Here is a 22,985-nt window from a genome sequence, read left to right as displayed (position 1 = left end):
TCAAACTACAAGCCATCCTTGAAGGCTATGAACTCGCTTTGTCTCTTGAACAGGACTTGTGATCAAGAGACAGGCTTTGATGCAGGTTTTTTTGTATCTAAAATAATATAAGGGGCTGGCTTCATCGATGATAGCGGTGTTGAGCCACTGTCAGTCCGTTAATTTATTGGTTGCTTGAGGAGTTAATATGTTCATCCGTCATAATGTAAAAGCCGTGATGCTGGTGGCCATTTTTACTTGTATCTCTAATCCCGTGTGGGCGACCCAGTTAACCGTAACGGGTCATGCATCGATGAAAATTCCACCGGATCAGGCATTGATTACATTGCAGGTTGTCGCTGAACAACCAACAGCTAATCAAGCGAAACAACAAGTTGATGATAAAATTACCCGTATTCGTCAGGGGCTTTCTAAATGGTTAAAAGATGACGCAATGACTAATGATGAACTGCGTATACATCCTTTTTACCATACCGAAAGGCCATCGGCAGACAGGCAGTTGGCTGGTTATCAGGCGAGTCGAGCCATGCAGTTGAAATTAAAAGATTTGGCTCACTTGAGTGCTATTTTGGATATGGCTCTGCATCAGGGAGCCGATGCGATTGCGGACATTCGTTATCAGAATAGTCAATGGGAATCCTGGGGCCAAAAAGTTCGGATCCAGGCCGTACATAATGGTCAGGAATTAGCCACCCAGTTTGCATCTGCTTTGGGAAAAAAAGTTGTGGATGTCACATCTGTGGAATATCAAGGGGGTTATGTGAGCCATCCACCGGTATTGCTGCGTTCAATGAAGTTAAACACCCCGATGGCTGCTGCGAATTATCAGCGTCAGGACTTAACGATTGATGATTCGGTATTGATGAAATTTGAACTGAAATAAAAAAGCCCATCGATGATGGGCCTTTTAGATTGAGTTGCTACCGTATCGTATTAAGATTAATAGAGAACTCGGGCACGAATCGTGCCTTCAATGGCTTTTAGTTTATCCAGTGCTTCATGACTGTGAGTGGTTTGTACATCGATGACCACATAGCCGATATTGCCTTCGGTTTGTAGGTACTGAGCGGCAATGTTAAATTCATCATCTGCAAAAATGCGGTTAATCTGAGTAATAATCCCAGGTTGGTTATGATGAATGTGCAGCAGGCGGCTCGCTCCGTCAGTATTGGCTGGCAAGGAAACTTCAGGGAAGTTGACCGCAGACAGTGTCGAACCATTATCGGAGTATTTCACTAGTTTAGAAGCGACTTCAGTTCCAATATTTTCCTGAGCTTCTTGAGTGCTCCCCCCAATGTGTGGGGTTAACAGAACATTGTCGAACTCACGCAGTGGAGATTCAAATGTTTCTTTATTTGATTTGGGTTCGGTTGGATAAACATCGATAGCAGCACCGGCAATTTTTTCTGCTTTCAGGTATTCGGCCAGCGCATCAATATCAACCACAGTTCCCCGAGAAGCATTGATGAGCATCGCTCCGGGTTTCATCTGTTCCATTTCTGTGGCGGTGAACATATTTTTAGTCTGTGGTGTTTCCGGAACGTGCAGACTGACAACATCACTGGTGCCGAGTAATTCACCTAAGGATGCAATCTGTCGGGCATTACCGATGGATAGCTTCGGTTCAATATCATAATAGATAACATTCATCCCCACGGTTTCTGCGAGGATCCCCAACTGAGTTCCGATATGACCATAGCCGATGATCCCCAACGTTTTCCCTCGGGCTTCATAGGAACTGACAGCTGATTTTTGCCATTCACCGCGATGTGCTTTGGCATTACGGGCTGGAATACCGCGAAGTAATAGAATTATTTCAGCGATTACCAATTCAGCCACGCTGCGGGTATTGGAAAATGGGGCATTAAATACTGGAATCCCCAGTTCCCGTGCCGCAGGTAAATCGACCTGATTGGTGCCGATACAAAAACAGCCGATCGCTACTAATTTTTCTGCATGGATCAACACTTCTTTAGTCAGATGTGTTCGGGAACGAATACCGATAAAGTGAACGTCTTTGATCTTTTCGATCAATTCGTCTTCAGGAAGCGATGTTTTTAATTGCTCGATATTGGTATATCCAGCTGCATGGAAGGATTCCAGCGAACTTGGATGCAGTCCTTCCAATAACAGGATTTTAATTTTATCTTTATCGAGTGAAAATTTTGACATGGTACTGGTTTACTCCCTTATATAGTGCATCGTGCAGTCTGCAAATTAAACTAGCAGAAAAGTTGGGATGGTGGAATTGCCGTTTTTTCATCATCCACCCCAGACTTAGATAATTATTTGGTAATATGCAGTAAACCCATCGGATTTAAACAATATTAACGCTAATAATCGACCATTATTCCAGATTATCTATAATTTTTAGATAAAAAAAAGTCACTCCCGAGGAGTGACATCCATTAGCGCTTAATGATGCCATCGGGCGTACCAATGATGACATGATCGGCACCGCGGAGTGCAAATATGCCATTGGTCACAACACCAGCGATATTATTGATGGTTTTTTCCATTTCAACGGGATTAAGAATATCTAGATGATAGACGTCTAAAATCACATTGCCGTTATCGGTGACGACGCCTTGACGATATTCTGGTACTCCTCCGAGTTTGACCAATTCTCGGGCCACATAACTCCGAGCCATCGGGATGACTTCAACCGGCAGTGGAAAACGACCTAATACATCGACCTGCTTGCTTTTATCGACAATACAGACAAATTTTTTGGCCACAGCCGCGACAATTTTTTCTCGGGTGAGCGCAGCTCCGCCCCCTTTAATCATGGCGTTATGGGGCGTAATTTCATCAGCACCATCAATGTAAACATCCAATTCATTGACACTGTTTAGATCAACGACATCAATGCCTAGGGCTCGTAATCGTTCTGCAGATTGAACTGAGCTGGCCACGGCTCCATCAATTTGATGAGCCATTGAACCTAACGCTTCGATAAAAAAGTTGACGGTTGAACCGGTACCTACACCGACAATCGTATTGGGTTTCACAAATTCTAGTGCAGCCTGGCCTACGGCCTTTTTCATTTCATCTTGTGTCATAGGGGGATTTATTTCGTCATGATTAATTGTTGCCGGAATTATACTCCAAGGGCGTGGACCAATCCCAGCTTTTACTGGGGGTTATGATTTGATCTAAGGGTTGATCCCATTCGGCAATCGGAAGCTGAGGATAGTATTGCAGATCGTGTGCTAACCCTATTCGTTGGATTTGCTCCGGGAGTGTGGCAAAGGTTCGATCATAAAACCCACCGCCCATCCCCAATCGGTTTCCTGAAGCATCAAAGGCGACCAGTGGGGTGAATAAGATATTGAGTTGTGCCGGAGGTAGCACATCTAAACAATTGAGTTTAGGTTCTTGAATTTTAAAACGGTTTTCGATCAACTGAGTTTGGGGAGTATATTTTAGAAATAATAGATGCCCCTGACTAAAGGGATGCAATACCGGTAAATAGACGTCTACAGCAAGCGCCCAACACAATTCGATTAATGGTCGAGTGGAAAGCTCGCCATCGACGCTCAGATAAAGAGCAACACGTTGGATAGTCGACTGTTCGAGCAAGGATTGGAGCCGATTTTTTACGGCATGGCCCGCCAGCTCCTGTTCCGTCACTGAGAGTTGTCGGCGGCGCTGCCGGATCTGTTGTCTGATGAGCTGACGTGGTTCGGAGAGTGTCATAGTGTGGTCTTCATCCAATTATGGGGTCTGAGGCGTACTTTGTCTGGTACGGCAATGGATGAGAGATATGTCATATTCGGATCTCTCATGGCCCGTTAAAAATTATAAAGTAAGGTGATGGCGGATACCGTATCCAGGTGTTCCGGTGGCGAGTCTTCGCTGTCCTGAGCCGGGCTGGTTTGATGCGTGAGGGTGATGCTGGCTTTTAACGCCAGAGGTCCCCAGATGTTGCTGGTAATAGAACTTTCAGCACGTGACATTGTATTGTTGGAACCTATTTCACTAGAAAAGGTCTGGTGAAAAGAGGCATTACTGCTAATTTTCCAATCGTAGTCAAAAGCCACACGGAAAATCCCCTCATTTGAATTATCATCCGACTCGTTGTAACGCCACCCAGGACCTACTTCAGTGTCTAGATACTGAGTATTGGTATGAAAGAGTCGGCGACCATAGCCGAGTGAGGTGGTCACGGTATTATAAAGCCCGTTAAAACGGTCATTTTCATAAGTAACGAGCCCATAGGTGTATGTCGTTTGGTTCCAATCCCTATTGGCTTTGTAACTGGCATAATAGCGCTCGGCACTGACTTCGCCTGAATCTTTGGCATAGTTAGCCTCAAAATCCGTATTGTGTCGCCAGTGTCCGAAAAAAAAGTCGACGGCTAACCGACCATGACCTGAAGAAGTATGAGAATTCCCTGTAGTGATATTGACCCCTGCTTCGGCTTCTCCTGCATAGCCCTTTTTCTTCAAATCTGAATCATTGATTTCAAATGCAATGGCATGGGCTGAAATCAGCAAGCTCATGGCGATGAGCCAATAAGTTTTAGGTAACAGAATAAGCCTCCATCAGGATTTTGGGATAAATAGCATGTTTTATCTTAAAAAAATGAGATTTCCCTGTAAACCGACCTGAGAACTAAAATGATATTCACAAAATCGTCAAACAACGAGAGTAAATTATCTGTAGGTCCAACAGATCGACGATAGTGTAGGGGGAGGTATCGGAAAAGGATACCCAAGGTGGCGCTGTTTCGTTTATCCCTTGAACCGAAAAGTTCAAGGCGGGTCCCAATTCATCAACCGTAGGCTTCTCAGTCTAGCTGAGCATGCTCAATAGCCACAAAAAGCGACCCTTAAATTGTAGTATCGGCAGAGGAAAAACTAACTGGCGCTCACCCCAGGCATATAAAGTTTAACGATTTATTGAAGAATTTTCCAATAAAGCGTGTTCAATTGTTTCTTGAAGCGATTTGATCCGGGTATCCATACTCTCGGTATACTCCTGATTCTTCTGTTTTTCTGACAAAAGTTCATAAGCCAGATTCAGGGCAACCATCATCGCTAAATGTTCATTATTGGCAGTGATTTTCTGCCGTGCTTCATCCAGACGTGCGGCTAATTCTCCAGCTGCCTGATGAAGGGATTGTTCCTGCCCCTCAGGACAAGAAACACGATAGCTTTTTCCCAATAATAAGATATCGATAGCTTTACTCATCGTGACCGTCCGTCCAAGGTCTGATTGCGCAGACTATATAGCTCACGGGCCTCAGTTGCAAGTGTACCTATAAGCTTAACGTGTTTTTGCTTTTTTATTATACCGTGTTCCTCATTATTTTTACGAAAGTTGTAGCCATTGTTAATGGAAAAACGAGGGACTGAACTAACGAGGTCAGCACGATAGATTTTGGTGCTGGTCGGCAAAAATAGTCAATGAAGATCATCAGCCCCTAGAGCTTGGGAGCTGGCGGTGATAGGATCGCCTTTGAATATACCATGAAGGTTGAAACCGTGAAAGAGACGACATATCCAGATTACGCCTCATTGGGCGAATTACTGACAAAACATGATGTCATGGCGACACCCGCAGAGGTGCATGGCTTACTTTGTGGCTTATTAGCTGGGGGATTACCCGTCAATGATGCCAGTTGGCAGGTACATTTAAATGAACTATTTAATGATGGTTTAGCATTACCCCGCGCCCTTTTACGGAATATGGAGCAGCTTATCCAAGATAGTGAGCGATTATTTCGTGGAGAGTATTTTAATTTTTATCCATTGTTGCCAAGTGATAATGATCCCCTCGATGAACGGGCCGAAGCGATGGCACAGTGGGTTCAGAATTTTTTAGTCGGTTTTGCCCTGATCTGTCAGGAATTGAATAAAGCCCCTGAAGATATTCAAGAAGTCGTCAATGATTTCAATCAGATTGCTCATTTATCATTAGTTTTTGATAATGAAGATGAAAATAATGAGCAGGCTTATTTTGAGATTTATGAATATATCCGGGTTGGATGTATGGCTTGTTTTAATCACTATGCATTGCGTCATTCTGGTGACGATGCCCGAACCTTACATTAAGGACGAAGTGATTCATCGGGAAGGGCTGGTTGGGTCTGTGGCCCTGCGCTGAGAATCGCGGGTTTAAATGCTCTTTCGAGCATGATGTTGCGGGTGAATATCCATAGGTCTTTTTTACCTGATAAGTTAGAAGAATAATGCTTACAACCGATTTCGATATTATTGTAAATGGCGGCGGAATGGCCGGCATTACCTTTGCTCTGCTGGTTTCTCAGCAGGCAATATCTCGGGGAGAAAAACCACTTCGCATTGCGATTATCGAAGCTAGCGCATTAAATTATGGTGATCATCCAGGGTTTGATGGGCGAGCTATTGCATTGGCGGCTGGAAGTATCGATATCTATCGTCGGAATCGGCTATGGCCCCGGTTAGCGGCGTATGCTGAACCTATTTCTCAGATCCATGTCTCTGATCGGGGGCATCTCGGTCAGGTGACTATTCAGGCGAAAGATTACCAGCGTTCAGCATTGGGGGCGGTGATTGAACTGATGCATGCCGGACGTGAGCTGTATCAGCAATTAGCGGTTTATCCTAATATTTCAGTATTTTGTCCTTGTCGGCTGGCGCAAATCGTAACGACCCAAGAGGCGCAGCAGGTGATATTGGATGATGGCCGGCAATTGACGGCCCGATTGCTGGTCGGGGCGGATGGTGGTCGTTCAGCCGTGGCTTCCGAGTTACACATCGATAGTCAGCAACTGGATTATGGGCAAAGTGCTATTATTGCGAATGTTGTTTCTGCGGATCTTCATCAGCAGCGAGCTTTTGAACGTTTTACCGAACATGGTCCAGTGGCCTTGTTACCGATGACCGAAGGGCGTTGGTCACTGGTTTGGTGTGTTCCCAGAGCGCAACAGCAATACTGGCTAACCGCCAGCGAGTCACAGTTTTTAAAAGGGTTGCAACAAGCCTTTGGATATCGAGTCGGTGAATTTCAACGCGTTGGTAAACGCGAAGGATATCCGCTTATTCTCACGCAACGGCAGCAGTTAATCGCACATCGCTGTGCCGTGATTGGGAATGCAGCACATAGCCTGCATCCCATTGCTGGACAGGGATTTAATTTGGGCATTCGAGATGCAGCCCTGTTAGCTGAACAGGTTTGCCTTCAGTCAGATCCCGGGGCGATGGTGCATTTGTTACGGTATCGGCAGTTGCGCCAATCGGATATTACCCATACGGTTGGATTAACCAGTGCACTAGCGTTTGGTTTTTCTAGTCGGGATAAAATCAGTGTGATTGCTCGCAATATGGGATTAGTGATGATGCAACACTGTTCTTTTTTGAAGAATAAATTAGTTCAGCAAACTTTGGGGTTTGTCGAACATGAATCACTGTTTTGAGATGTAATGTATCGGAATAGGTTTCTACTTTAAGACATATGAGGCGTGATCAAGGCTGGTTTTGGCTTTTATATTCATCGTCGCCGCTATCAATCAACGCTGCTCAACAGACCCTAAGATTACGGTGAGAAAACATGCAATCATTTGATTTAGTTATTTTGGGTGGGGGAATGGTCGGATTATCTCTAGCGCTGGCGCTGGCGGATACATCATTGCAAATTGCCGTTGTGGACCCCCATCTTCCGGCACCGCTGGATGCTGAGCGCGATTTTAGCTTGCGAGTCAGTGCTATCAGTGCCTCCAGTCAGCATTTTTTGGATGCACTAGGCGCTTGGTCCGGGATCCTTTCGCAGCGACTGCAATCTTATCAAACCATGCATGTCTGGGAAAAAGATAGTTTTGCGAAAATTGATTTTGATTGTCAGAGTGTGATGACTCATGAACTGGGACATATCATTGAAAACGACGTGATCCGTGATAGTTTGTGGCAGTTAATCCAATCTCAATCTAACGTGACCATTCTCTCTGAAAACTGTTTACAAATTGAACGAGGCCAGCGAGAAGCGTGGTTACGCTTTGAACAGGCCGGAATGGTGTCTGCGCAATTGATCGTCGGTGCGGATGGCGCAAATTCTTGGTTGAGAGAGCAGTGTCATGTGCCTCTAACATTCTGGGATTATCAACATCATGCACTGGTGGCTACGATCCGAACTCAGTTACCGCATCAGAATTGTGCCCGTCAGATTTTTACACCCCAAGGGCCTTTGGCATTCCTGCCTTTACCCGATCCGCACTGTTGCTCTATCGTTTGGTCCGTTCCTCTGGCGCGGGCGGAACAACTACAGGCTTTTTCTGTTGAGCAGTTTAATCGAGAGCTGGCGATGGCCTTTGATCAGCAGTTGGGGTTATGTGAACGGGTGGGGGAATTAGGCGTATTTCCTCTGCGGATGCGTTATGCCCGGGATATGGCCGGAGATCGATTTGTGTTGATTGGTGATGCTGCGCATACGATTCATCCGTTGGCGGGGCAGGGCGTTAATTTAGGGTTAACCGATGCCCGGGATTTGGCGACAACCTTGCGACGTTTACATGAACAAGGTAAGGATTTAGGACTTCATCCGCACCTGCGGGATTGGGAACGGCAGCGAAAGGGAGATGCCACACTGATGATTGGCGCGATGGAATTTTTCAAACGCTTGTTCAGTGGACAACATCCGGCGAAAAAATTGCTGCGTGGATTAGGGATGGAGCTGAGCAATCAGCTTCCCATGCTGAAACAACGGTGGATTAAACAGGCGCTGGGGTTGGGTGAACCGCGTATCTAATAATGATCGGATGGCTCTATTGATAGAGCCATCAAATAATGTTGTTTTTCATTTAAAATAATTTAGTAGCCTCTATTTTCATCAAGAACGGTCATGCTTAGGTAATCGAATTATCTCCAATGGGAGGAAAGTACTCGTTGGGATCATCAAAATCGGCTTGAATGGATGCCGCTCTGGATTGGGTTTCTGGATCGCCGTTCAGTTCCGCAATATGTAAAATCGCATCCCCTTCATTGACAACGGGTAAATGATTCAGCCCAATGACAATGCCATCAAATTTGGCTTTGAGTTGCTGCACTTGTCCTTGTACAAATGGGGAGGCAATAGTCGCTACCGTTTCCCCCTGACTCAGATATTGTCCTAAAGCCGCATGATTGAGTAATAATCCATCGGATTCACTGCGGAGCCAACTGGAGCGGGTGGCGATCACCGGTTTGACTTTGGGGCTTCGATGCGAACGTTTCGGAAGCATATTTAATCCCACCATTACCTGACGAATGCCCCGTTCTCCGGTTCGGATACTTTTGGGATCAAAGCGCAGAGCTTCCCCTGCTTCATAAACGATCATCGGTGTATCTGAGTGGACGGATGAAGCTCGAAACGATCCTTCGCGTAGGGGCGCATTCAGGATCAGTGGTGGATTAAATAACTGAGCTAAGCGCATTCCCTCTGGGTCATCTATATCAACTCGAATTTGTGGTAAGTTACTACGATGGATGGCACCCGTATGCAAATCGATCGCATAGTCAGCTTGGCTGAGTAGCCGTTCTCGGATTTGAGCGGCCATGCGGCTGCCTAGTGCTCCGCGGGCCGAACCGGGAAAACAACGGTTGAGATCGCGTCGATCCGGTAGATAACGACTCTGCTGAATAAATCCTAGTTGATTGACGACTGGAACAATCAGCAACGTACCATGCAGCTTAGCAGCTAACTGGCGCTGGAGTAATCGTCGGCAGATTTCGACTCCATTGAGTTCATCTCCATGAATGGCGGCGGTGACTAATAGGGTTGGACCCGTATAACGGCCATGTTCGATAATGACTTCTAGATCGAGCGGGGTATTATTGTAAAGACGGGTAATTGGGAGAAAAACCCGGCCTTGCTGGCCGGGTGAAATAGCTTGTCCATTCAGAATAAAAGGCAGGGTTTGACGCATTAACCCACTCCTTTGGTTCGAGTCTTATTCGGTTTACCATTTTTTTCGATAAACTGGATTATTTTCCCGGCAATATCGATGCCGGTGGCGTTTTCGATACCTTCTAAGCCCGGGGAAGAGTTTACTTCCATGACGACAGGACCTCGATTGGAACGCAAAATATCAACCCCGGCAATATTCAGTCCCATGGTTTTGGCTGCCTGAACGGCGGTTTGTCGTTCCTGAGGGGTAAGCTTGACCAGTGTTGCCGTACCGCCTCGATGAAGATTAGAGCGAAATTCTCCCGCTTTGGCTTGACGTTTCATCGCAGCAATAACGCGATCTCCGATGACCAGACAGCGAATGTCGGCGCCTCCCGCTTCTTTAATATATTCCTGAACCATGATGTTGGCTTTCAGCCCCATGAAGGCTTCGATAACGCTTTCAGCTGCTTTTCGCGTTTCAGCTAAAACAACCCCGATCCCCTGGGTTCCTTCCAGAAGTTTAATCACGCAGGGAGCACCGCCAATCATGGTCAACAAGTCCGGAATATCGGCCGGTTTGTTAGCAAATCCCGTAATGGGCAGACCAATCCCTTTACGAGACAGTAACTGGAGCGAGCGCAGTTTATCCCGGGAACGGGTAATGGCTACCGATTCGTTGAGTGGGTAAACGCCCATCATCTCAAACTGACGCAGTACCGCCGTTCCATAAAAAGTAACCGATGCCCCGATACGAGGAATAACGGCATCATAATCAGGCAGTTCGACCCCTTTCATATGGATAGATGGATCGACCGTGTTTATGTTCATATAGCATTTGAGAACATCGATGACATCAGCTTCATGACCGTGGGCCACAGCCGCTTCAACTAAGCGGCGAGTCGAATAGAGATTAGGGTTGCGGGATAATATCGCAATTTTCATAAGGGGTTGCCTTGTAAATAAGAAGCTTCAGGATCCACGATAAAATGACCATTGAGCGCTTCGCGGCCGAGAAGCATCCGAAAACGCATTTGATCCCGATTGGTCAGCGTGAGTTCTATCGGCCATTGTTTATTGCCTAATTGGGCTTGCATTTGAATGACGTAGCGATTTTCCCGATGTCCTCCGGAGTCGCTGACGATGCGCTGATCGAGTACCGGAGCTTCAAAATAAAATTCTTCATCATTATGTTGGTTGGGATGAATACCCACCTTCACCCATGTTTGTTGTTCATGAATAAAAGGTTCCACAAAAAAAGCATGTAGGCAGGACGTTTTAGCGCCGGTATCGACTTTGGCTTTTATCTGATGATCCAGTTCTGGCAGCGTTATCCATTCACGCCATCCTACGATTGTTTTTGTCACTGTGCCGTTTCTCCCCAAAAAGTGGCGCGAATCTACGCTAGATTGAGTGATAAACAATCGTTTTTGTAGTGATATAAAAAAATAATCTAAATTATCTTATTTTAGGTTAAAAAATATATATGTTTTGTTTTCATCATCTTTGTTCGTCAGGCTTATTGGCGAGCATCATCCCCGGATGCATGAATGTGTTCCAGTTGGAGCAGCCGTTGTGCTCGTAATTGTTCTCTGATTTGTACGCCTTTAAACCCTGCGGCGACAATCGGTTGAATGGGGATTTGACTGAGTGTTTGCAAATAATGTTGCATCAGTCCTGCTTGTGGATAGGTGTCCTGTTCGTGACCCCTGCGCCCCCGAATATCTGCATGGCAAACCTGTAGGATCGCTTCGAAGCGCTGCGGTTTACGCCAGGCATCACAGCCGTCCAAAATATCCAGAATTTGGGTGGGTTCCAGTTCGCCCTGCTTGTGGATTTGAATGTGCCAACGGCAACAAAGCACGGCCAGCTCCCGGCAATGATTTGGAACTTTAAGCCGGTCACAAAGTTGTTCAACCAGCGGCACACCTCGTAAATCATGGCCTTTGTGACTGGGCCAGTTTTCACGGGGGGTGAGCGCTTTGCCTAAATCGTGACAGAGTGCGGCAAAGCGCACTTCGACCCGATCACTAAGCTGCGTAGCCTGACTGAGGGTGAGTAGGGTATGTATTCCACTGTCAATTTCAGGATGCCAGTGAGCGGGGGCCGGGACTCCAAACAGATTTTGAATTTCTGGAAAAATGATCGTAAGTGCTCCGACTTGTCTTAAAACCTCAATAAAAACTTGGGGGGATGGGCTTTGCAACGCTTTTTCTAGCTCTTTGTAGATCCGTTCCGGCGTGAGGCTGTCTAGTTCCCCACTCGTGGCCATTTGGGCCATCAGCTGCAATGTTTCATCCGCGATGGTAAATCCCAAATGGGCAAAGCGGGCGGCAAAACGAGCTACTCGTAAGACTCGCAGCGGATCTTCTTCAAAGGCGTGACTGACATGACGGAGTAAGCGATGTTCAAGATCGAACTGGCCGCCAAATGGATCAATAATGGTCCCATCGCTGGCTTGGGCCATTGCATTAATTGTGAGATCCCGCCTTTGAAGATCGGTTTCTAAGCTGACTTCGGGTCCAAACTGGCATTCAAACCCGGTATATCCGGTACCGGTTTTACGTTCTGTACGGGCCAGAGCATATTCTTCCCCGGTTTTAGGATGCAAGAAGACTGGAAATGATTTTCCGACTTGAGTATATCCTTGCTGGATCATCTGTTCCGGAGTCGCATGAACCACGACATAATCACAATCATGAACGGGCAGATCCAACAACTGGTCCCGCACGGCGCCTCCAACTAGATAAATTTGCACGAAATACTCTCCTCTGACTCGACAGATCGGTATTATACAGAGTTTAGCTGTCTCGTTGTGGCGATTACCGAATCAAATAAACTCGGAAAGGATCCGTTATGTATCACGACTATTTTAAAATGCAGGGAAGCCCATTTTCGATAGCGCCGAATCCCGATTTTTTATTTATCAGTGATCGCCATCGAGAAGCTCTGGAGCATCTTCTTTATGGGTTGAATGATACCGGTGGTTTCATCTTGCTAACGGGGGAAGTGGGCACCGGGAAAACAACCATGGCCAGAACGCTGCTCAGGCGTTTAGATGACACGGTGCGCGTTACAAGCCTGCTGAATCCACAATTGGAAGGAACGGAGTTATTAGCATCGGTCTGTGATGGATTTCAGATCGAGTATCCGCTCGAGGCTGGAATGAAAGTACTCACGGATCGGCTCAGTCAGTTTTTACGACAGCAGCATCAGCAAGGGATCAGCGCCATGCTGCTCATTGATGAAGCGCAGCAACTCAGCCGGGAATCGCTGGAGTTATTGAGACTGCTCACGAACTTGGAAACCGATACTCAGAAACTGCTGCGGATTGTGCTGGTGGGGCAACCCGAGTTGAACGTGATGCTGCGTCAGAGTGAATTGCGCCAGCTGGCACAGCGAATTACGGCCCGCTATCAGTTGCTGCCGTTTACCTTGCAGGAAACGACCGATTACATTCATTACCGACTCGGAGTCGTGAAGTGCCAGAGTGAGCCTTTTCAGGCGGCAGCCATCAACCGTATTTATCGCTATACCGGGGGGATCGCCCGACTGATCAACCTCGTGTGTGATCGCAGCTTGTTAGCTGCTTATATGAATGGTCAATCGGTTGTAAGTCCGGCGCTAGTTGAACAAAGTGCGAAAGAGTTGGAGCTTAGTACCGTTTCGGTAGCTGCGGGGCGTTCTTCATCCGGAAAGTCGCTGCGTTGGTTATATCCGGTGTCGCTGCTCATTATTCTGGGATGTGGGTGGCTGGGCTGGCAGCAGGGTCATCGGCCTGAAGATCGCAGCCAACTGCTCGCTTATCAACAACAACAGCAACAGATCCAGCAGCAGTGGCAGAATTTACAGACTCAACCCAGCCCAGAACCTTGGGCTATCCAGCAATTAGTTCGAGCCTGGGGATATCAGATCCCGGTTGAGCAGGCATCTTGCGCCCTTCTCAAAGGGATTGGTTTGCAGTGCCTACGAGGAGAAAGTGATTTGGCTGGCCTGCGAAAGCAAAACTATCCCGTAGTGGTGCCGTTGGATTGGCAGAATCAGCGCTACTATGCGGTGCTCAGGACGATGCAGCAACACTTGACGCTCTGGATGGCCGGACAACAGCTTACGGTTTCACAAGATTGGTTGTTGGCCCACTGGAAAGGCGAGTATATGTTGATCTGGCGGCCATTCCCGCAGTATCAGGGCCCTTTTTCTCTGGGGGAAAAAGGCGACGCGGTGGCCGCTTTGGCTCAGCGTTTAGCATTAGTCAATGGGCACGCAGCATCATCTTTCCCTCATGTGTATAATGATGGGTTGCGTCAGCAGGTCTTGGCGTTTCAAAAACAGTATCAGTTAAATGCCGATGGTATTGCCGGTGATGAAACCGTGTTGATGTTGATGCGCATCTTGCATCCTGAGCAACCCGCATTACAGGAGCCTTTATCATGACGTCTTGTTCGCTATCATCCGTGCTCACTCTCACGTTAGTCACTAGCGTGTTGGGAGCCGGAGCTGGTTTCGGGGGCTTTTGGGCTAAATCGCACTGGGCCGACGCGATTGTGATCTCGCCACCGGTAGCGACTGTTCAGGCGCCGGTTCTGGACCCTTTACCTAAGCTCTCTGTACAATCGGTTGATTTGATTGCTCAGGTGAAGGCTTTGCAGCCGACACCTGACACTCAGCCTTCTAGGCCTGCTCAAGCGGCGATAGTGAAGCCATCAACATCGACGCAACCCCCGCTTCCCGTTGCAGAAAAAGTAGCGCCCGGAGTTTTATCTGATACATCGTCAGAGACTACTCAAGCTCATTCATTGGCCGAGGTTGGTCAAGATCAACCCCCACTGTTGAGTGAGTTGCCTGCTTCTCAAGTGGCAGGGTTACCGCCGCTCATCTATAGTGCCCACGTCTATTCCTCTGATCCAAAGCGTTCTTATATTCAGCTCAATCAGCAAATATTGCATCAGGGCGATCAGTATGCGGGCTTGACGGTCGTGATGATCCGTTATCCGGATACGATTTTTCGCTATCGTGGACAACTGGTGCGGCAACCCGCGCTGGTGGACTGGAAGTAAAAGCTATGGATTAGAGGGGCTCTTGTTGATCGGTGAGGCTTTTTGACCTATTAAATAGATCGTTTGAATAAAAAGCCCTAAGTCACCGTAGTGACTTAGGGAGACGGGGAAGTCAAATTGAATTAGTTTTGATGAACGGGTTGTTTGGTCGGTTCCTGTTCGGGCGAATGTTCTCCCAGATTCCGCAATTTAGCGCCACTCATTAAATTCGCTTCAATACGTTCTAACGCCACACCTTTAGTTTCTGGAACAAAACCGATAGTGACGAGAATAAAGATGATGTTAAACGCGGCGTATAACCAGAACGTATTCCCGGTTCCAATGCCGTTGAGCAAACTTAAGAAAGTTGCACCTAATACCATGTTGGATATCCAGTTCATGGTTGTGGAGCAGGCAATCCCAAAATCACGACCTTTCAGAGGTTGAATTTCTGAGCAAAGTACCCAGACCATTGGGGCGGCACTCATGGCGTAACCGATGATACAGATGACAGCCATTAGTACGGCTAAATAACCGAACATTGGACCTGTATGACCGGCTTTAATCAGTTCTAACAAACCTCCCAGACAGAACATGCCGACGCCCATGATCAAGAAGCCGACTTTGAGTGCCGGTTTGCGGCCCCAGCTATCAGTAAAACGAGCGACAATCGTAGTGGTGATCACAAATGCCATCCCGACAAATACGGTACTGATCATCTGTTCGAGGTGAGTATCAAAGCCTGCCATTTTGAAGATGGTCGGTGAATAGTACATGAGGATGTTCATGCCGGTGAACTGTTGCATAAACTGTAATACGACACCAAGGGCCACACTGCGGCGGAAGTTTCGGTTAATTTTGAACAGTGAAAAACCGGATTCTTTGACTTTTAAACTGGCAACGATATCTGTAAATTCTTGATTAGCTTCTTTTTCGTCGCTCCGCAATGATAGAAGAATGTTTTTCGCTTCGGTCATTCGGCCTTTAGAGGCCAACCAGCGTGGACTTTTAGGCATCATCCATACAGAGATAATCAAAATCGCGGCTGGAATCACCAATACGGCAAACATAGCACGCCAGTTTCCTGAAATACTGAAGGCGGTATCTGACAAAAACGCTAACACAATTCCGACATTGACCATAACCTGATACATCGCAATGCGTTTTCCACGAACTTCTTTATCAGACATTTCAGAGAGGTATAGCGGTGCTGCATAAGATGCAATCCCGATAGAGAAACCTTGAATGACACGGAAGACTAGCATCATGTCAATATTGACGGCCAGAGAACATCCAATTGTCCCAATAGCGAAGAGTAATCCCCCACCGAGTAAGCTAAATTTTCGTCCTAGTCGAGAGGATAACCATCCATTAGAAATCGAACCCAACGTTGCCCCAAGCATCATGGTGCTCACTACCCATTCTTGTTGATGAGTGGTGATTTGCCAGTCACTGGTAATGAATGGGAGCGCACCTGCAATAATACCGATATCGAGCCCAAAGAGCAGACCAGCTAAAGCAGCTGCAATGGATACTAAGCTTTTGCCATTAAACATAACAGGGTACCTTTGATTATTAATATATTAGGTTTGGCTGGCTTTCAGCCACCATTTGCCCGTTATGATAAAGACTCTGAAAGTACGAAGATTGAACTAATTCACACATTGCCGGGGGTGGCAATCTAGTCTATCGCTATAGCGAATTTATTAATGTTTTGTTCGAGAGGTTTAAAGATTATGATGTTTAATTTTATAAAAATAATTATAAATCAATGGATTGTGTAAATTCTATTAAGCGATTCTGTCATTTTTTAAACTAAATCTTAGCTATTTTATGAATAGATATAGCCAAATTGTTCTCGTTTTGTCAGCGCTAAAAATAGACGAATAAAAAAAGCAGATCCATAAAATGCGATCTGCTTCAAAATTAGCTAATAAATTAGGTGAAAGGCGTTACATCCACCTTTCTTCTTTATGTTTTTTACGTCTGGGAAGATATGGAATAATCAAACCAAGAATTAGGCCTGCACCGGCGACCATTCCCCCCCTGAGCAGCCATTGCATCTGAACGTTTTCCTGAATGCTGCTGAGTTGTGAGGATAACTTTTTGTTTTCAGCCATAATGGTGCTGAGCTGTTGATGCAATTGGGTTGTCTGTTGTTTTTCAGTACTAAGCTGCTGCTGGAGCTGATCAATAGTTTCAGATTTAGATTGTTCCGTTTGTTGGGTTTCAGCTTTCAACTGTTTGAGCTGTTGTTGGGTCTGTTGAAGCTGAGTCTGATTTTGTTTGAGCTGGGCATCCAGACTGACGGTATTGCTGAGTTTATCGGCTTCAATCCAGCCATCTTTTCCTGAATCAATAATATGAATATGGGCAAATTGGCTATCGGAGTCATATTCTAATTCATTTACCGCTTCGCCTGCGTTTACTGTCCCGACGATCCGATAATTGTTTCCGGGACCGGAGTGCATGTAAATAAACAGGTCATTCGTGATATATCGCTGTGCGGCAAAGGTGCTGGCACTCACTCCGAGAGCAAGCACCGAAAGCAGAAGTTTGTATTTCACAAGCTGTCTCGTTTTCGTCGTAATTGGTTCAAGTTGAAGAGGGAATCAGTGTAAGGCTTTCCCTCTTCAGGCTCAACTATCTAAATATATACTATTAAAAACAAGCTTTCAGAATGTAATAGAAAATGATCGCAAAAATAGCACCGGCGGGTAGAGTGATCACCCAAGAGATGACAATCTTCCGGATAATCCCTAAATTGAGTGCGCCAATCCCTCGAGCCATTCCTACACCTAAGATAGCGCCGACTAAAGTTTGTGTCGTCGAAATGGGTAATCCAGTACCAGATGCAATGACGACGGTTGAGGCGGCGGATAGTTCAGCGGCAAACCCACGGCTGGGGGTTAGGTGCGTAATGCCTTTCCCGACCGTGGCAATGACGTGGTGACCCAAAATCGCCAGCCCGGCCACGATACCTAAACCACCTAAGGGTAAGATCCACCAAGCCAACTGTGCTTTCGGTTCAATGATCCCGTGATGGCTGATGACACTGACTACGGCGGCCAATGGGCCGATCGCATTAGCCACGTCATTTGAACCATGAGCAAATGCCATACAACAGGCGGTCATCACCATCAAAATAGCAAAGATTTTTTCCACATTGGTGTAGTGCATTTGTTTATCGGCATGGGGATCAATATGCAGGCGGTTAATGACTAGCCGCCCAATGACCGCAATAATCAGACCGATTAAGATAGCGAGCAGATACCCCTCTACTGGGCCAAGATGCAGACCAACATGGCTGAGTCCTTTCTTGATGGTCACCAAAGAGAGGACTAATCCGGCTAAAAACATGTATCCGGGGACATAACGTTTGGCGGCAACAATCGGGTTACTATGATTAAAAATCAAGAGCTGGGCACTGGTAAAGAGCAGATAGGATATGACCCCCGCGATAATCGGGGTGATGATCCAGCTGCCGACGATACTTGATATTTGCGACCATTCGACGGAATCTGGACCCACGGATACACAGGCAAAACCGATAATCGCACCGATAATTGAGTGTGTTGTCGATACGGGCCATCCCTGATAAGATGCAATAAGTAGCCAGAAGCCAGCCGCTAGCAAGGCCGAAATCATGCCATAGACTAGAAGGTGGGGTTCATGGCTAAATAAAGCCGGATCAATAATGCCTTTACGTACGGTATTGGTCACTTCACCACCGGCTAAATATGCGCCGGTAAATTCGAAGATCATGGCGATGATAACAGCTTTTCGAATGGTTAGAACACCAGAGCCGACGGACGTTCCCATTGCGTTGGCAACATCGTTAGCACCGATGCCCCAAGCCATAATAAAACCAAAAAAAGCCGCTACCAGCACCAAGGTCGTGCCGTAATTTGCTATTACTTCCATATGTAGAAACCTGTTTATGAATACTACGCTCGGAAAATCATCAACTCCAGACGGGCACCAACACGTAGCGCCTGATCGGCCAGTTCCCCGACTTTTTCAATCATGTTATATAAAAACATGACATCGACAGGGTTGATTTGAGATTCCAGAGCTCTTAAGCCTTGGCGAAGCCCGATCTGCATGGTATCGGTATCATCTTCAATTTGGTCAAGCTGAGCGATCATGTTGGTGACCAGATCCAATTCACGTCCACGGAATCCAGTTTCCAGCAGATCTTCTAGCTCATTGATGGCTTCTCTTGCTTTGGCTGTTGCGTCAAGGCAACGTTTGAGATAGGGGAGAAACAACTCATGAAGTTCTTTAGGTATATAAAGTTGTCGACCAACGACCCGACCACTGATATCTTTAGCTTTGTTAGCAATACGATCTTGATGGGTCAGTAATTCCAGTAGATCAGAGCGCTGTACCGGCATGAACAAGCCACTTGGCAAATTCAGTCGAATATTGCGTTTGAGTTTATCGGCTTCTTTTTCAAGCGTATTGATATTGGCACGGTAGTGAGCAGCTTTGTCCCAGTCGTCTGCAAAGACAGCTTCAAAAAATGGGACCAAGTTTTCACAACACTCATGCACTTTGCTGATATGTTCTTCTAACGGTTTTATCGGTGATTTGGCAAATAAGCCGAGTAACGTATTGGGCATTGTTTTATCCTAACGTCTATCAGACGATATTAATCTCGCGCGGCGCATGTTAACGTAAACTACTTAGCATGCAAGCAGATTCTTCATTGCCGCTTTTTATGGCAATTTATGATATGCTGCTCAGCTCGCGTCTTTTTTAAGTTAATTCAGCAACTGTTGAACTATGAATAGTGAAATAGAACTGAAGTTCTATGCGCCAGATGGCTGCCTTGGAGCGCTTCAGCACATATTAGATGAATTTTCGATTCTGCAACATGAAATTCGTCATCTTCGCAGCGTTTATTTTGATACGACAGAGCGTCATTTACGACGTTTGCAAATGGGGCTGCGGATTCGAACGGGGGACGAACAAAATGTTCAGACCCTAAAAACCGCGGGTCGAAACATTGGCGGTTTGCATGAACGTCCGGAGTTTAATCAGGTCATTGAAGGAAATCATCCTGAACTCGGGCGTTTTGAACATGTCGATTGGCCTGATGATATCGACTTAATGCAATTGGAAACCCAGCTTTTACCTATCTTTGTCACCGATTTTCTACGTACTACTTGGCTTATTGATTTAGAGAACGAAACACTGATTGAAGTGGCTCTGGATTCGGGTCAACTTCAGGCTGATGATAAACAAGAGCCGATCCAAGAAATTGAACTGGAGCTCGTCAAAGGCGATGTCGCGCAGTTGTTTTTATTGGCCCGTCAGTTGACTCAGTTAGAGGGGATTCAGTTGGTGTCGACCAGTAAGGCCAAACGGGGCTATGCTCTGGCTGATGAATTGCCTGCTGAACAGTCTCATGAGCTGACGTTTGTACCGTTATCAACCGCAGATTCAATTAGCGATGCGTTTATGCATGGTCTTGAATATGCGTTGCAGCATTGGCAATCACACCAACAGATATTTAATCAAACTGATGATTTAACCGCAGTTAAACAACTTAAGCAGGCTGCGATGCTGATGCATCAGGTTTTGACAATTTATCAGGATGTGTTGGAGTTTGACTGTGAGTGGCATGATGAACTGCTCTGGTTAGCGCGTCAGATGAGCTGGGTGGATGAAGTTCTAAGTATTGAGAAATTACTGGATCAACAAGGTGAGTTTATTCGCAAGTTACCGAATCGTAGAGCAATTACTCGATATCTGGAAGAATGTCGCCAAAGCCTTCCTGATTTATCTGAAATCCATCAGTTGCTGAGTAGTCCTCGTTATAATCGTTTAGTGGTTGATATTGTCAGTTGGTTGAATCAGGGCGAGCGGGCTCGGGCTAAACAGGAGCTGTCACTGATAGAGTTTGCGGTGAGTGCTTTGGAATACAGTTGGTCTGAACTAAAAGAATCGGATTTGGGAAGTGAAAAACTGGAATTTTCTCAATATGAGCGATTGGCTGGATTATTGCGCCGTAATTTGATGGTCGGCAATTGTTTCGGCAATTTATTTCCGACTCCGGAACGTGATGATTTTCGGTTATTGTGGTTTGATATTTTAGGTGGAATTGAAGATCTCCGAGTGTTGGAACCTATCGCAGATATGCTTGAAACGGCTGATGACGATGATGATGCGCGACAGATCCGTAAATGGCTACAGCGAAAACAAGAATCAATTGTCGACGCGATGGAATTTACCCGAATTGAGGTGCTGTTGCGTCAGGATTATTGGCACAGCTATAAATAGGAAGAATAGAAACGACCATTCAATCAATAACGGCGTTATTGTGCATGAAATTAGCGGAAACGTCTGTATAAAAATAAAACACTTTTTTAGAAAAAATATTCGGTTTGGAATGCTGCGACAATAAAAAATAACGCCTATTATTTTGATTCATATCGTGATTTAGCTATCATCATTCAAGTTTTGCCCCTGTTCGCCGATATGAATCTGATGCTATATCAGGCATAATGAAACTCTCATCTTTTGCAAGGATTACTCAGATGAAGCAAGCGATGTTGTCGCAGTGGGAATTCTTTATTACTCGAATCAGTTTGAAACATAAAATTTACTTATTGATCGTCATGAGTTTATTTGTGATGTTGGGCAAACTTTTTTTTGATGCATATCTGGTGGAGCAAGATTTAGATAACACGAGTATCCAAATGCTCCAGACTGATGCCAAGCAGATCGCTTCTCTTGTTCAACCTCATTTATCGGATGAGGGTTACCTCAATACCATAACGCATTCGAACCTTCGTTATCATTTGGCGATTTTAGATCAACAGGGACAACTTATTTCAGGTGAGAATCCATCACAGGTCCCAGCGTTAAAACAAATTCTTGAGACTCAGGGGATCCGAATATTAACCTGGCCTATCGATGACAATACAAAATTGGTCCTGACTCAGAATAAAACATTGACGAATGGCATTACCAGTCGATATGTGCTGCGTAGTGTGATTGCGACATTGGTGATTGCACTTTGTTTTCTGGTGCTGATGATGGCTGCGAGCCGAGTATTGATGAAGCAGGTTAAGTTGCTGCAAAGTCAGTTGCATTTGATGGCCAATAAAGACTTTACGTTGCCTAATCTGATGAACAGTCGGGATGAATTTGGTCAGATTGAACAAGCGGCCAATAATACGCGTGCGGATTTGGTGAAAGTGTTCGTTCAACAGCGAACCACCACCGATGAGTTGCAGTTCGTTTCAGAGCAAATGGCGTTGTGTATGGATGAAACTAAAGATGCAACCCAAGAAGAATTTGCACAAATTGAATTATTGGCAAGTGCGATGAGTGAAGTCGCAGCGACGATTCAGGAAGTTGCGACACACGCGGAACAGGCTTCTATTGCAACCAATGAAGCGAATGAGCTCGCCGTGAAAGGCAATGATAATGTTTCACGGAGTATCAAAACGATTTCTGTGTTGGCCCAGAATATTGAGCAGTCATCTTCTGCTGTTGGGCATGTTAAAGAACGAGTTGAAAGAATTGGTAGTGTTGTTGAAACGATCAATTCTATTTCTGAACAGACGAATTTGCTGGCCCTGAATGCGGCGATTGAAGCGGCCCGAGCTGGTGAACACGGTCGTGGCTTTGCGGTGGTCGCTGAAGAGGTCCGAAATTTGGCACAGCGAACTCAACAGGCAACGGTTGAAATTCAGCAGATGATTGAACAATTGCAGACCAGTGCTGAAGAAGCGTCACATCTGATGAGTGAGAGTGTTGAAAATGCCGAACAGAGTGTGATGCAGGCGAGTGAAGCGGGTGAGGGATTGTCGCTGATTGTGGAACAGGTGAAACATATTGCCGACATGAATTTCCAGATCGCGAGTGCATCAGAACAGCAGAGTTCGGTTTCTGAGCAAATGAGTGAAAACTTGGTTCAGGTGAAAGAGCTGATTCAAGGGAGTGTCACCGTGATGGATGAATTGAGCGAAACGGCTCAGATCATTGAAAAACACGGTCAGCAACTGGATCAAATGGCGAAAGCATTCCGAGTTGAATCTGACACTGATTCGAAAAGTTAAGGGTAGTCGCTGTCACTCAACACAAGGGGTG

At 46.0% G+C, this 22,985-nt stretch carries 21 protein-coding genes and 1 other RNA gene; 8 read left to right on the top strand and 14 right to left on the bottom strand.

The window, feature by feature from the left end; genetic code table 11:
* Positions 1–187 precede the first annotated feature (187 nt).
* On the top strand, positions 188–883 hold the full coding sequence (locus ABUE20_RS17885; protein WP_408621320.1) for an SIMPL domain-containing protein: 696 nt from the start codon (positions 188–190) through the stop codon (positions 881–883).
* A gap of 56 nt (positions 884–939) precedes the next feature.
* Here ABUE20_RS17885 and serA read toward each other — a convergent pair whose 3' ends face one another.
* The 6 genes from serA to zapA all read right to left on the bottom strand — a co-directional run bounded on the left by serA (position 940) and on the right by zapA (position 5,196).
* Positions 940–2,172, bottom strand: a complete 1,233-nt coding sequence (gene serA, locus ABUE20_RS17880) for a phosphoglycerate dehydrogenase (RefSeq protein WP_408621319.1) — start codon at positions 2,170–2,172, stop codon at positions 940–942.
* A gap of 236 nt (positions 2,173–2,408) precedes the next feature.
* Positions 2,409–3,062 carry a ribose-5-phosphate isomerase RpiA gene (gene rpiA / locus ABUE20_RS17875; protein WP_408621318.1) on the bottom strand — a complete coding sequence of 218 codons (654 nt, stop codon included), beginning with the start codon at positions 3,060–3,062 and terminating at the stop codon, positions 2,409–2,411.
* Between the two features lie 22 nt (positions 3,063–3,084).
* Entirely contained in the window at positions 3,085–3,699 is a 615-nt protein-coding gene (locus ABUE20_RS17870) for a 5-formyltetrahydrofolate cyclo-ligase (protein WP_408621317.1), read from the bottom strand.
* A 95-nt stretch (positions 3,700–3,794) separates the two neighbouring features.
* Entirely contained in the window at positions 3,795–4,505 is a 711-nt protein-coding gene (locus ABUE20_RS17865; protein ID WP_408621316.1) for a DUF481 domain-containing protein, read from the bottom strand.
* Between the two features lie 204 nt (positions 4,506–4,709).
* A non-coding RNA gene (gene ssrS, locus ABUE20_RS17860) (6S RNA) lies at positions 4,710–4,888 on the bottom strand.
* Positions 4,889–4,893: 5 nt separating this feature from the next.
* A complete protein-coding gene (gene zapA / locus ABUE20_RS17855) occupies positions 4,894–5,196 on the bottom strand; it encodes a cell division protein ZapA (RefSeq protein WP_408621315.1) in 303 nt (100 codons plus the stop codon).
* Positions 5,197–5,489: 293 nt separating this feature from the next.
* Between zapA and ABUE20_RS17850 the strand changes: the two genes are divergently transcribed.
* From ABUE20_RS17850 to ABUE20_RS17840, 3 genes are all read left to right on the top strand, one after another.
* Entirely contained in the window at positions 5,490–6,059 is a 570-nt protein-coding gene (locus ABUE20_RS17850) for a UPF0149 family protein (RefSeq protein WP_408621314.1), read from the top strand.
* A 137-nt stretch (positions 6,060–6,196) separates the two neighbouring features.
* Entirely contained in the window at positions 6,197–7,402 is a 1,206-nt protein-coding gene (gene ubiH / locus ABUE20_RS17845) for a 2-octaprenyl-6-methoxyphenyl hydroxylase (RefSeq protein WP_408621313.1), read from the top strand.
* 134 nt (positions 7,403–7,536) lie between these two features.
* Positions 7,537–8,727 carry an FAD-dependent monooxygenase gene (locus ABUE20_RS17840; RefSeq protein ID WP_408621312.1) on the top strand — a complete coding sequence of 397 codons (1,191 nt, stop codon included), beginning with the start codon at positions 7,537–7,539 and terminating at the stop codon, positions 8,725–8,727.
* 97 nt (positions 8,728–8,824) lie between these two features.
* Here the strand turns inward: ABUE20_RS17840 and ABUE20_RS17835 are convergent, their stop codons facing one another.
* From ABUE20_RS17835 to ABUE20_RS17820, 4 genes are all read right to left on the bottom strand, one after another.
* Positions 8,825–9,883: a succinylglutamate desuccinylase/aspartoacylase family protein gene (locus ABUE20_RS17835; protein WP_408621311.1), complete on the bottom strand. Its 1,059-nt coding sequence runs from the start codon at positions 9,881–9,883 to the stop codon at positions 8,825–8,827.
* Entirely contained in the window at positions 9,883–10,788 is a 906-nt protein-coding gene (gene rimK, locus ABUE20_RS17830) for a 30S ribosomal protein S6--L-glutamate ligase (RefSeq protein WP_408621310.1), read from the bottom strand. The genes ABUE20_RS17835 and rimK overlap by 1 nt, the downstream gene beginning before the upstream one ends.
* Complete coding sequence (locus ABUE20_RS17825) at positions 10,785–11,210, bottom strand: ATP-dependent zinc protease family protein (protein WP_408621309.1); 426 nt, start codon at positions 11,208–11,210, stop codon at positions 10,785–10,787. The genes rimK and ABUE20_RS17825 overlap by 4 nt, the downstream gene beginning before the upstream one ends.
* Before the next feature lie 152 nt (positions 11,211–11,362).
* On the bottom strand, positions 11,363–12,601 hold the full coding sequence (locus ABUE20_RS17820) for a multifunctional CCA addition/repair protein (RefSeq protein ID WP_408621308.1): 1,239 nt from the start codon (positions 12,599–12,601) through the stop codon (positions 11,363–11,365).
* A 98-nt stretch (positions 12,602–12,699) separates the two neighbouring features.
* On the opposite strand from ABUE20_RS17820, the gene ABUE20_RS17815 reads away from it, so the two are divergent.
* The gene (locus tag ABUE20_RS17815; RefSeq protein WP_408621307.1) at positions 12,700–14,277 is read left to right on the top strand and encodes an ExeA family protein; all 1,578 of its coding nucleotides are present in this window, start codon (positions 12,700–12,702) and stop codon (positions 14,275–14,277) included.
* Positions 14,274–14,900 (top strand): general secretion pathway protein GspB, encoded by a 627-nt coding sequence (locus ABUE20_RS17810; protein WP_408621306.1) that lies wholly within the window; start codon positions 14,274–14,276, stop codon positions 14,898–14,900. Before ABUE20_RS17815 ends, ABUE20_RS17810 begins: the two co-directional genes overlap by 4 nt.
* A gap of 122 nt (positions 14,901–15,022) precedes the next feature.
* On the opposite strand, the gene ABUE20_RS17805 is transcribed toward ABUE20_RS17810, so the two are convergent.
* The 4 genes from ABUE20_RS17805 to ABUE20_RS17790 all read right to left on the bottom strand — a co-directional run bounded on the left by ABUE20_RS17805 (position 15,023) and on the right by ABUE20_RS17790 (position 19,504).
* Positions 15,023–16,435 carry a sugar porter family MFS transporter gene (locus ABUE20_RS17805; RefSeq protein WP_408621305.1) on the bottom strand — a complete coding sequence of 471 codons (1,413 nt, stop codon included), beginning with the start codon at positions 16,433–16,435 and terminating at the stop codon, positions 15,023–15,025.
* 396 nt (positions 16,436–16,831) lie between these two features.
* Positions 16,832–17,446, bottom strand: coding sequence for a TIGR04211 family SH3 domain-containing protein (locus ABUE20_RS17800; protein ID WP_408621304.1), 615 nt, complete (start codon positions 17,444–17,446; stop codon positions 16,832–16,834).
* A 94-nt stretch (positions 17,447–17,540) separates the two neighbouring features.
* Positions 17,541–18,803 (bottom strand): inorganic phosphate transporter, encoded by a 1,263-nt coding sequence (locus tag ABUE20_RS17795; protein WP_408621303.1) that lies wholly within the window; start codon positions 18,801–18,803, stop codon positions 17,541–17,543.
* A 23-nt stretch (positions 18,804–18,826) separates the two neighbouring features.
* Positions 18,827–19,504: a TIGR00153 family protein gene (locus ABUE20_RS17790; protein ID WP_408621302.1), complete on the bottom strand. Its 678-nt coding sequence runs from the start codon at positions 19,502–19,504 to the stop codon at positions 18,827–18,829.
* A 163-nt stretch (positions 19,505–19,667) separates the two neighbouring features.
* On the opposite strand from ABUE20_RS17790, the gene ABUE20_RS17785 reads away from it, so the two are divergent.
* Both ABUE20_RS17785 and ABUE20_RS17780 read left to right on the top strand, forming a co-directional pair.
* Positions 19,668–21,167 (top strand): CYTH and CHAD domain-containing protein, encoded by a 1,500-nt coding sequence (locus ABUE20_RS17785; protein ID WP_408621301.1) that lies wholly within the window; start codon positions 19,668–19,670, stop codon positions 21,165–21,167.
* Between the two features lie 257 nt (positions 21,168–21,424).
* Positions 21,425–22,954, top strand: coding sequence for a methyl-accepting chemotaxis protein (locus ABUE20_RS17780; protein ID WP_408621300.1), 1,530 nt, complete (start codon positions 21,425–21,427; stop codon positions 22,952–22,954).
* Positions 22,955–22,985: the final 31 nt, after the last annotated feature.

Source organism: Celerinatantimonas marina (assembly GCF_046054165.1).
Lineage (GTDB): Bacteria > Pseudomonadota > Gammaproteobacteria > Enterobacterales > Celerinatantimonadaceae > Celerinatantimonas.
The sequence above is the reverse complement of the archived record's forward strand: the minus strand, read 5'-3'. Positions and strand labels throughout refer to the sequence as shown.